Genomic DNA, 10,695 nt, shown 5'->3' with positions numbered 1-10,695 from the left:
GAAAGTCCCTTTTTTAACCGCTATTATTGGAATAATGGTTTGCAAACCTTCAATCAATTTAATAATCGGCTCATCGGGTAAACTGCCTGCGGTTAAAACAATACCTGCAATTTTTGGGTAATTGGCTGATAAGTTGGCCTGTAGTGCGCCAATAATGATATCGCCACGATCGCCGGGGGTAACAATAAGCAGGTTATCTTTTATGTGCCTTAAAAAATTAGGAAGCATCATGGCGCCTGTCACAAAATTATCAACCTGGTTATCCAATAGTTCGGATCCAAAAAGTACCTCACCACCTAGTGCCAAAGCAATTTCTTTCATGGTTGGACTTTGCAGGCCTGTTTCAGTAGGAATAACGGCGATAAGTAATTCGGCAGGCAATTGATTGGTTAAAGCTTGTTTAATACGGTCTGCTTCCTCTGGATTCACCATATTGGCCACTACACCTAATACCTGTACATCGCGCAACAGGAAGTTTCGGTAAATGTTGATGGCCGATTTAAAAAGCTGACTTGCAGTTTTGTTCTTTCCCGATACCACTATTAAAACAGGTGCACCTAAGTTTTTGGCCATTAAAGCATTCGATTCGAACTCAAATGCCATGCCTTCGCCTAAAAAGTCGCTGCCTTCAATTACAGTAAAATCATAGTTGTCTTCTAGCTTTTTATATTTACTGATAATGGTATTGATAATTGCGCCACTATCTTCTGCTTGGTGCAGCATTTCTTGCCGGGTAAAGGCAAAAGCATCCTCATACTTAACAGGGAGTGAGAAATAATCCAACATGGCTTCTACATGTTCATCTTTTTTATTCTGATCGTCTTGCGCAATAATGGGTTTAAAGTAACCTACTTTTTGGGTTTTAGCCAATAACATATTGATCATTCCGAAAGCAATTACTGATTTTCCGGTATAGGGTTCGGCTGAAGCAATGAATATATTTTTAGTCATAAATAAGGGTCAATGTATAGGAATAACCAATCACGGCCAATATAGTTGGAAATATCTATTTTAAAAACTAAAAGAGGTTAAGTTTTTAATTGTCTGATTAGAAAACCTGAGTCAGATATTTCAACAGTCATAAATAGGAAAGGCATGAATTGGATGTATCACAAATATAGGTTTGTTATCCTGAGGGGGTAATTTATTGTATAAAAATCAATATGAGTGAAGTACAATTGTTTCTCTTGCCCTACGGCGCGGCCCTGCCTCGGCTTGCCGCCGCCGAAAGGCTCTTTCTTTTTGGCATCAAAAAGAAACAAAAAATACCAGCTGAAAATTTTTCTTTTAAAGCCAGTGAAATGGCTTTGTCAGCGGAAACCGAAAAATTTGTTAGGCTGGATTAGGTAGAACGGGGATACCGTGCGATGGCCTAGCTAGATGGAAATACAAAATCTATAAAAAACTGATTAATAATTATTTGTAAAATAACGTCAATGGTGGACTGTCGAAGGACCAGCTTAATTGATAGTGAGTGTTTGCGATTCAAATTGGCCCCTTCTTACCAATGGTGGATTTGTAACAGCTAAACTGAATCGTTTTTATGCATTTGATTCAATCAATAACTTTAACATTTTTAGCCTGTGTATAAGTGGTAGGTTCACTTTTGCATCAGGATTAAGTTTTAAAGGCATAAAATGACTTTCCAGAAAATGGGCATAATCTGTAATTATGGTAGCCTGATTAAGATAAATTGGAACCTGCTGCTTTCCTGCCTGAGTAAAAAAATCTTCTAGCTGCTGTATTTCTTGGATGGTCATACTGCAAAGTTATCATTCTATTTTGAGCAGATCGAAATATTTTTTTTAACAGGTAGTATATGTCTAATGTTCAATCATAATGATTTTTAAAAAATGTCGGTTTGTACTTTAAGTCTATTTGTTTGCTAAAAATTTTAGTTTAAATTTGTTTTCCCTAATAATTGTTTTAGTATTCTAATCGCATTGAAAGAGCATGAACCATAGTGAAATGAAAAAAGATATCCTCCGTTCAGATATGATTCAGGATATTTCATCACTTAAAAAAGAATATTGCCGAAAGGAGACCGCGTGGCACCGCGATTGGAAATTGGCTTTTCCGCCATCGTTTAGAGAGGTTGCCTTTTATGATGCGGCCAATGCCGATATCCACCGTGCTGATATATTTACCCCATCAGGTTATACCATCGAATTTCAAAATTCTCCGATCACATTGGCCGAGCTTAATAGCAGAGAGTCATTTTATCCAAATTTAATATGGGTATTGAATGGTAAGAAATTTAAGGGATTTAAAATATTGAAACATTTGCCTGATGTAGATGACCCAAAGCTAAAGGATTATGAGTTTTGCCATTCCGATCACCTTTCGATGATTAGGAAATTGGAGGTAATGCAGGGGTTGCCCAATCCAAAAATACTTAATTTTTATCATCCCGAACTTCAGGGCATTAAACTCACCTCAAGCCTTTATTCCTTTTGTTGGAAACAGCCTCATAGTGTATGGTATTTGGCTACTGCAAAAATTATTGTAGACTTAGGTGGGCATTTTTTATATGAGCTAAAACAGCGTAAACAATTAAACGGAAATTATCCATACCTGAAAATGTTAAGTAGGAAAGCCTTTATCGACTGGCACACACCACCAGAGCTTTAATTATAATCTTCAAAAAATAAATTCGGTAATTAAGGATAAGAGCAGGAGAGATAAGAAGTGGGAAAAATAGCGTATTAAATCCCTTTTTCTTAAGAAATTTAATACGCTAAACCGCATTATTTCATGCTATCGTTAATTTTGTTGATCATCACCAAATGGCTTTGAACTATTGGTGCTGTTTTAGTCGCAAATGCCTTAAGATCTGCATCTTTAGCATCTCTTAATTCATCTTCCATTAATTTTAGTGTAGACTTATGGCCACTCACCATTGCGTCAACATAAGCTTTATCAAAATCTGCGCCTGATTTTTTGCTCAGGTCATCCATTTTTTTCTTGTGCTCATCGTCTACGGTGCTTGGCAGTGTAATGTTTTTTTGCTTTGCAATAGCCATTAATTCGGTGTTTGCCATGCCGTGGTCTTTTACCATCATGGTTGCAAATTCTTTAACCTGCGGATTACTGCTTTTTTCGAGGGCCAGTTTTCCCAGTTCTACTTCAGCCATCCCGCCTACGGCTGCCTGTGTAGTAAACTTCGCATCAGCTTCATCTACTGCAATTCCTCCGGTGGCAACTGCATTAGTTGAGCTGTCTTTAGCCATGTTTAAACTGTCGGCACTTTCTTTAGCATCCTTGTTTTCTCCGCTACAAGCTTGAAATGCCAATGCTGAAATGGCCATAGCATAAATTAACTTTTTCATATACATCGGTTTTGTTGTAATTAGATAACATGTTTTTGCGCAAAAGGGTTTTAAGCTTTTAAAATAATCAGGTGTTTGGTAAATGTCAGATGCTCAGCTGAGTAGGCTGGTTTTTAAAGCAGGAGTGGTGTCATGGTTTCAAATTTACTAATTCTTATTTGGACTTGATCTAAATAGAGGCTATATTTGCCGAAAACAAAAATGCCACACGGTTCAGACCCGTGTGGCTAAACCGGAAATCCGGCTCACCTTTAATCTCCATTAAAAGCCATGCAAATTAAGAAAATTTTGCTATTGGGCATGCTATGTGCCTGTGTAATTTTTACTTCCGCCCAAAACCGATTGTCGAGTATCTCGGGGCAAATCAAAACCAGTGACGGTAATCCGCTTCCCGGGGCTACCATTAAAATCCACAAAACTAATTATGGTACATTAACAGACCAAAGTGGAAATTTTAAGCTCTCAAATATTCCCCTGGGTAAATACACCATACAGGTATCTGCAATTGGTTTTAAAACACAGAAAAAAGAGATCAATGTAGCTGATGGCCAAATAAGCACTTTCAATTTCCACTTATCCGAATCTACCGAGCAAATGGAAACCCTAAATGTTATTGGTAGAACAGCCAACCAGCAAGTTAACCGTCAGGCGTTCAATGTAACCTCTATTGATGCAAAGAAACTGCACAACAGTACACTCGATATTTCTCATGCTTTAGACCGTGTTTCTGGAGTGAGGGTTAGAGAGGCCGGAGGCTTGGGTTCAAGAATGGATTTTTCTTTGAATGGTTTTACTGGCAGACAGGTTAAGTTTTTTATTGATGGGGTACCCATGGATAATTTTGGTTCATCATTCCAGATTAACAATATACCCATTAACCTTGCCCAACGGGTAGAAGTATATAAAGGAGTAGTTCCTGTTTGGTTAGGATCGGATGCATTAGGCGGTGCCGTTAATATTGTAACCGATAATACAACGAAAAGTTATATGGATGCCTCTTATTCATATGGTTCTTTCAATACGCATAAAACTGCTGTAAATGTAGGATATACTGCGCCATCGGGGTTTAAGATCCAGGTTAATGCTTTTCAAAATTATTCTGATAATGACTATAAGGTTACTACAGATGTTGCAGCTATTAATGGGCGTTATTTTAGAAACCAAGTGGTTAAACGCTTTAACGACACCTATCATAACGAAACTTTAATAGCCAGTGCGGGTGTAGTTAATAAATCATTTGCCGATCAGTTAATGTTTGGGTTAACCGTTGGGCAAAACTATTCTGAAATCCAAACTGGAGCAAGGATGGTTTCCGTTTTTGGTGATTGGCATAGAAAGGGCAGTATTTTAATGCCTACAGTTAAATATACCAAAAAAGATCTGTTTGTTAAAGGATTGGACCTTCGCGTAAATGGGAATTTTAATTTCGGTACAGAACAAAATATAGATACGGTTTACCGTCGATATAACTGGTTTCAGGATTATAAAGAATACCCTGGGGCAGGCAGCGAACGAGAACGTTCGATGTATAAATTCCGCAACAACAACGGATTGGCTACTGCAAACTTAAGTTATACTGTTGATGAGCATCATTCATTGTCGGTAAACAATGTATACAATAGCTTTAACAGAACAGGTTCTGATGAACTGTATCCTGATGCGGAGAAATATGAGCAACCACGGATAAACAATAAAAATGTATTGGGTTTAGGTTATAAATTCAGTGCTTCTGAGAAGTGGAACACTTCGGTATTTGCAAAACAATTTTATCAGTCAAATAAATATTCGCAAAGCTATAATCCAAGTGGCAACTGGGGCGATATTGCTTATTTAACACAAAAAAACAGCTATAGTAAAACCGGTTATGGCATTGCATCTACTTACTTTATTGTGCCTAATCTCCAGGTTAAAGCATCATATGAAAAAAGTTATCGTTTGCCAGAAACCGATGAACTTTTTGGCGATTTATTAAATCTTGAAGGGAATATTGCTTTAAAGCCCGAACAGAGCAGTAACTATAATTTAGGTTTTAGTTATCAGGCACAGTTAAACAAAATCCACCGGTTTAGTTTCGATGGAAATTTAATGTATCGCGATGCGAAAGACTTTATCAGACCATCTTTAAACAACAATCAAACGAAACAGGTAATGGACAACCTGGCCGATGTAACAAATATTGGTTTTGAATCTGAGGTGAGGTATTCATTTAAACAGCTATTTACTGCCGGTGTAAATGTAACCTATCAGAATCTAAGAAATAATACGAGGTTTGAACAGGGACAAACGATGGAAAGCCCTTTATTTAGAGACCGGATTCCAAATATGCCTTATCTCTTTGGTAATGCAGATGCCTCACTTTTCTTTAACAACGTGGGTAAAAAAGGCAATACCCTTACCCTAGGTTATAACGTGCTTTACGTTCATGCTTATTACTTATCGTGGCCGAGCCAGGGCACTTCAGAAACCAAATACGATATTCCCCGACAATGGATGCAGGATGTAAACGCTGTTTATACACTTGGTAATGGTAAATATAATATTGGTTTAGAATGCAAAAATCTGTTGGATAACCGCATTTATGATAACTTTTCTCTACAAAAGCCAGGCAGGGCATTTTATGCCAAGGTAAGATACTTTTTTAGCAACAACAGATAATTCCTAATCCTAAAATATTTTAATATGAAAACTAAATATATACTTCCTTTTTTAAGTTTATCCTTTATGATCACCTTTTCAGGTTGCGACAAAGAGCTGGATTCTTCAGAAGTTATAGATGTAGAAACCGAACTTACAGGGGCAACCAAATTTGTAATCTCTGCAACACCAATTGGTACTTCAGGCATTGCCGATTATTTATTGACGGCAAATTCTTTAGAATCGGGCATGGTAACCACTCAGGGAAACGGTATAGAGCAGGATGGATCTTACCGTTATTACCTTACACACAAAAACCGTTTTTTTAGTTTGTTATACGGACAAGGAAATCCAGGTGCTGTTACGTCTTACCGTTTAAATAGTGATGGAAAGCTAAATAAACTTTCAAATTTTCAAAGTGAAACGGTACATCTTTTTGCACCTGTGAAGGATGATGTTTTTACCATTAAAGTTCCAAGATCTGGAAATGAATTTGCAACCATGTTTAGGATAGATGCACGTAAATATCAGATTGTTGGTGAACAGCAGGTAAATATTGTAAAGCTTGCAGGCAATGGCGAAAGGGCTCACTTTACCTGGGCAACACAGGTTGGAGAAAAGCTATTTATACCTTACATGAGCATTAAAGGCGCTGCGCCAGATGTATTTGGTACTTCATATCCCGATAGTTCTTGGGTGGCCGTTTATAGTTATCCTGATTTAAAACTGGAGAAAATTATCCGTGATAACCGCACCAGTTATATCGGTGCCTATTTCGTAAATGGTTTGGTTGAAGCCGATAATGGAGATGCCTATGCTTTTTCATTTGCAGCGGCAACAAATGCAGGTATTCCGACCTCCAAAAATCCATCAGCTGTTATCAGGATCAATAAAGGAACTACCGAGTTTGATAAAAGCTATTTCTTTAACGTACAGGAGATTTCTGGCGGACACCATATTGCGGGGCAAACTTATTTAGGAAAGGGTGTTTTTATTCTCCAAATGTATGCGCAACCGAATTCGCTTTTAGGTGCAGCAAGAAAATTTGCTGTTGTTGATGTAATCAGCAAAAGCTTCAAATGGATAACCGGTATCCCTACAGATATCACCAGAACAACAACCATTAATAATTATGCGCCAAAAGATGGTAAAACCGGGTACATAGGCATCACTACCGCGAGTGAAGGAAGTTATGTGTATGTATTCGATGCAGAAATTGCAGCTGCAAAAAAAGGCTTAAGGGTTGAAGGTGGAACAATCACTGCCATTAATGCCCTTCAATATTAAAATAAAACTTATACGCTTAACTATACAGAACAATGGCAACGGTAAACAAAACTATTCCGGCAAAGAAAAAAAATAAAGATTCGCTGTTTAACAGAATCAATAAATGGCTTCACCTCTGGCTTGGCCTAATATCGGGTGTCATTGTTCTCATTGTGTGTATAACAGGCTGTATCTGGGTTTTTAATGAAGAAATTACAGGTTTACTGGAGCCTGAAACCAAAATTGAAAAACAGGATAAATCCGTGATTACACCATCACAACTGAGTGCCATTGCATTTAAGCTTTATCCTGAAAAGATTCCTTCGTACGCACAATACCAACAGGGAAGGGCGATCAGTTTAAATTTAAGGGGAAAAAAGGACGAAGGACGACGCGGAGGAGGAACCAGTTTGAAAATTAATCCTTATACAGGAGAAGTAATCAGCAAAGTGGTTCACAAAAAAGGAGAGGTCGATTTTTTTAGGTTTATCCTTAACGGTCACCGTTTCTTGTGGTTGCCATATGCCATCGGAAGACCAATTGTAAACTACGCAACCATGATATTTGTGGTTTTGTTAATTACGGGATTAATCTGGTGGTATCCTAAAAAATGGAACAAATCAACCCGCGATAAAAGTTTCAAAATTAAATGGGGCGCCTCATTTAAAAGGGTAAATCTCGATTTACACAATGTACTTGGTTTTTATTCTTTAATCTTCTTGCTTTTTATCGCGTTAACCGGAATGGTTTATGGCATTAAATGGTATAGCGAAGGTTTATATTGGGTAACCTCTGGAGGTGATAAATTAGGTGATTTCCAACGCCTGGAATCAGATTCATTAGCCGTTGGGAAATTTTACACGCCACAAAAAGCAATGGATCTGGCTTGGCAAAAAGTAATTCGGCGTCATCCAAAATCGCAGGGCTTTTACTATAATTTTCCCGATACTTCAAAAGCAAAAGCAACGATCAATATCACGGTTTATCCCAATACAGGTCAGTTTTACAATAACCAGGGGTATACCTTCGATCAGCATACTTTAAAAGAATTTAAACGCGAAGGCGTTTATTCTATTGCTTATGAAGAAGCTGGCTTTGGCGGGAAACTTCGCAAAATGAATTACGACATCCATGTGGGGAGTATTTTGGGTTTCCCAGGCAAAGTGATGGCTTTTTTAGCATCATTAATAGGAGCAAGTTTGCCTATAACCGGTTTTCTAATCTGGTATGGTCGCAAATTCAAGAAGAAAGCTGTAAAGCGCCCGTTTTAACCGAAAGCGGTAATAAGCCTGCTGGTTTTAAGCCGAGCGCTAAAATTCCGATAAAAAAAGTGGAAGAAGTTTTCTAAAGTTTCGTCATTTCGAGCGAAGTCGAGAACCACGTAGTGCTCAGCGAAGCTAAATCTATCTCGAGATAGATCTCTCCGTTCAGCTGCACTTCAGTCGAGATGACGACGATTTTATTAAACGGAAAAACCCGGACATTGTCCGGGTTTTCTTGTTTTAATACCTTACAATTTTACCTTTTTAGTTTTTGGTTCTGGTTTTTCAGGTAATTGTATCGATAAAATCAAATCAATGCTTTCTGAGTTGGTTTCATAATCGGATGCAATTTTTTCCCATCTTTTTAGTTCTGCCTGTAAGCTTTCGATTTCCTTACCCAATGATTCGATCTTATTCTGGATTGATTTTCTAACGTTTGTATTTGCCATAACACAAAATTATGATTTGATGGCATATCTTTAAACTTCTTTGCGATAAGGATGCCTGTAAAAAATGCTAAGTGTTCTCTTTCAATGAGTTTTATTCTTATAAAATTTTCAACAATAGTGAATAATCGCCGGATTTGCTTACAATACCAGATAATTGTGCAATGATTTGTTATTTTTACCCAACATCTCCAATAAAATATGAAGAAAAATAATAGCTGCGATCTTAAATCCTGTTTTATGTGCCAGCTCACATTAAAAGAGTGGCATCCTGCTATCGAGAGCCATAAACGAAATTTTATCGCTAAAAAGGGGGAAGTAATTATCAAAGAGGGCGATCCGGTGAGTGGTGTTTATTTTGTTACTTCGGGTAATGTAAAAGTGCATAAACAATGGGGCGATAAGGAACTGATTTTACGTTTTGCAAATGATGGAGCCATAATTGGACATAGGGGAATCAGCAGCAGCATTTCTACCTACCCAATTTCAGCAACTGCTTTAGAAACCACTAAACTTTGTTTTGTAGATATCGATTTTTTTAAAACGACCATAAAAGTAAACCAGGAATTTGCCTATGGTTTGTTGATGTTTTATGCCGATGAACTGCACGCTTCAGAAAAGAAAATGCGTAATTTAGCTTTAATGTCTGTTAAAGGAAGGCTTGCCGTGGCTATTTTAGGATTGAGAGATCAATTTGGCTTGGATGAAGAAGGATTTTTAAATTTAGCACTAAGCCGTCAGGATCTTGCTGCTTTTACCGGTGCCACTTACGAAACCGTTTTTAGGACAATGAACGAGCTGTTAGCAGAAAAGTTAATAATAGTGAAAGGAAAGCAAATTGGTGTTTTAAACGAGGCTGGACTAACAGATTTGAGTAGTAAATAATTAAGGTTTATAATTTAATTTTTTAAGATTCGTTGTTGTCACACTGAGCGTAGTCGAGGTGTCTTTTCAAAATATTTATTTCGCTTGGCTTAACTAATAACCAGTTTTTAATTATTGATATTATATGTTGGGAATCGTTTTATGTGGTGGGCAGAGTTTGCGTATGGGCGCTGATAAAGGTTCGCTCAGCCATCAGGATAAATTATGGGCGCAAGTGGCAGCTGATAAATTAAGTGCGGTTAATCTGCCGGTAAAATTTTCGGTTAATCCATCACAGCAACCAGCCTATATCGGTTATTTCGGGGATGAGCAGTTAATTGTCGATGATCCTTCGCTTGATATCAAAGGACCATTATTGGGGGTGCTTTCTGCGCACTTATTAAATCCTGAGGAAGATCTATTCTTATTGGCCTGCGATATGTTGTTGATGGAAACCAAATTGCTGGAAGAGCTAATCCATTCGTTTAAGACAGATGACGCTTTCCATGCTTACATTTTCACCAAAGATGATCAGCAGGAGCCTTTATGTGGAATTTACAAAGTTGAAGGTTTGAAAAAAATTGTACACTTGCTGCAAACCAATGGTTTGGCCAAACACAGCATGAAATACGTTTTAAGTAATTTGCAGGTTTGTGAAACTGCCATTGAGGACCAGGATTATCGTTATTTCAGTAATTTTAACTCCCATGCCGAAATAAATGGTTTATAATAGGAGCTCGACAAGTGAGTTGTAAAGATTGAAGATTTTAGGTTATTCTTAAATCTCATCGTCATGCTGAACTTGTTTTACAAGTAGAAGTAGTATTTTCAGTTGTCTTGTAGCTACTACGTGGTCAGCATTTTTTTGGGAGGAAAGGCCCTGAGATAAATTCA

General features: G+C 37.6%; 11 protein-coding genes. 7 read left to right on the top strand and 4 right to left on the bottom strand.

Annotation, left to right across the window (positions count from 1 at the left end; translation table 11 throughout):
• The coding region (locus ASU31_RS23345) for a phosphotransacetylase family protein (protein WP_157258241.1) at window positions 1–951 on the bottom strand (951 nt) is incomplete at its 3' end.
• A 212-nt stretch (window positions 952–1,163) separates the two neighbouring features.
• Between ASU31_RS23345 and ASU31_RS23340 the strand changes: the two genes are divergently transcribed.
• Window positions 1,164–1,346, top strand: a complete 183-nt coding sequence (locus tag ASU31_RS23340) for a hypothetical protein (RefSeq protein ID WP_057934659.1) — start codon at window positions 1,164–1,166, stop codon at window positions 1,344–1,346.
• Window positions 1,347–1,541: 195 nt separating this feature from the next.
• On the opposite strand, the gene ASU31_RS23335 is transcribed toward ASU31_RS23340, so the two are convergent.
• Window positions 1,542–1,760 carry a DUF6965 family protein gene (locus tag ASU31_RS23335; protein WP_057934658.1) on the bottom strand — a complete coding sequence of 73 codons (219 nt, stop codon included), beginning with the start codon at window positions 1,758–1,760 and terminating at the stop codon, window positions 1,542–1,544.
• A 208-nt stretch (window positions 1,761–1,968) separates the two neighbouring features.
• Here ASU31_RS23335 and ASU31_RS23330 point away from each other — a divergent pair, with 208 nt between their 5' ends.
• The gene (locus tag ASU31_RS23330; protein WP_057934663.1) at window positions 1,969–2,631 is read left to right on the top strand and encodes a competence protein CoiA family protein; all 663 of its coding nucleotides are present in this window, start codon (window positions 1,969–1,971) and stop codon (window positions 2,629–2,631) included.
• A gap of 116 nt (window positions 2,632–2,747) precedes the next feature.
• On the opposite strand, the gene ASU31_RS23325 is transcribed toward ASU31_RS23330, so the two are convergent.
• Entirely contained in the window at window positions 2,748–3,329 is a 582-nt protein-coding gene (locus tag ASU31_RS23325; protein ID WP_057934662.1) for a DUF4142 domain-containing protein, read from the bottom strand.
• A 270-nt stretch (window positions 3,330–3,599) separates the two neighbouring features.
• Between ASU31_RS23325 and ASU31_RS23320 the strand changes: the two genes are divergently transcribed.
• Genes ASU31_RS23320 through ASU31_RS23310 form a run of 3 tightly spaced genes read left to right on the top strand, consistent with a single transcriptional unit; the run spans window position 3,600 to window position 8,500 of the window.
• Window positions 3,600–5,984 (top strand): TonB-dependent receptor, encoded by a 2,385-nt coding sequence (locus ASU31_RS23320; RefSeq protein ID WP_057934657.1) that lies wholly within the window; start codon window positions 3,600–3,602, stop codon window positions 5,982–5,984.
• 24 nt (window positions 5,985–6,008) lie between these two features.
• The gene (locus ASU31_RS23315) at window positions 6,009–7,250 is read left to right on the top strand and encodes a DUF4374 domain-containing protein (protein ID WP_057934656.1); all 1,242 of its coding nucleotides are present in this window, start codon (window positions 6,009–6,011) and stop codon (window positions 7,248–7,250) included.
• A 32-nt stretch (window positions 7,251–7,282) separates the two neighbouring features.
• Complete coding sequence (locus ASU31_RS23310; RefSeq protein ID WP_057934655.1) at window positions 7,283–8,500, top strand: PepSY-associated TM helix domain-containing protein; 1,218 nt, start codon at window positions 7,283–7,285, stop codon at window positions 8,498–8,500.
• Between the two features lie 239 nt (window positions 8,501–8,739).
• On the opposite strand, the gene ASU31_RS23305 is transcribed toward ASU31_RS23310, so the two are convergent.
• Window positions 8,740–8,940, bottom strand: a complete 201-nt coding sequence (locus ASU31_RS23305) for a hypothetical protein (protein ID WP_057934654.1) — start codon at window positions 8,938–8,940, stop codon at window positions 8,740–8,742.
• 237 nt (window positions 8,941–9,177) lie between these two features.
• Here ASU31_RS23305 and ASU31_RS23300 point away from each other — a divergent pair, with 237 nt between their 5' ends.
• On the top strand, window positions 9,178–9,822 hold the full coding sequence (locus tag ASU31_RS23300) for a Crp/Fnr family transcriptional regulator (RefSeq protein WP_245224595.1): 645 nt from the start codon (window positions 9,178–9,180) through the stop codon (window positions 9,820–9,822).
• A 124-nt stretch (window positions 9,823–9,946) separates the two neighbouring features.
• A complete protein-coding gene (locus ASU31_RS23295) occupies window positions 9,947–10,531 on the top strand; it encodes a molybdenum cofactor guanylyltransferase (RefSeq protein ID WP_083505504.1) in 585 nt (194 codons plus the stop codon).
• The last annotated feature ends 164 nt before the right edge of the window (window positions 10,532–10,695 follow it).

It is taken from the genome of Pedobacter ginsenosidimutans (assembly GCF_001442625.1).
GTDB classification, from domain to species: Bacteria; Bacteroidota; Bacteroidia; order Sphingobacteriales; family Sphingobacteriaceae; genus Pedobacter; species Pedobacter ginsenosidimutans.
Note: the sequence above shows the minus strand (reverse complement) of the source record. Positions and strands in the feature narration are given on the sequence as shown.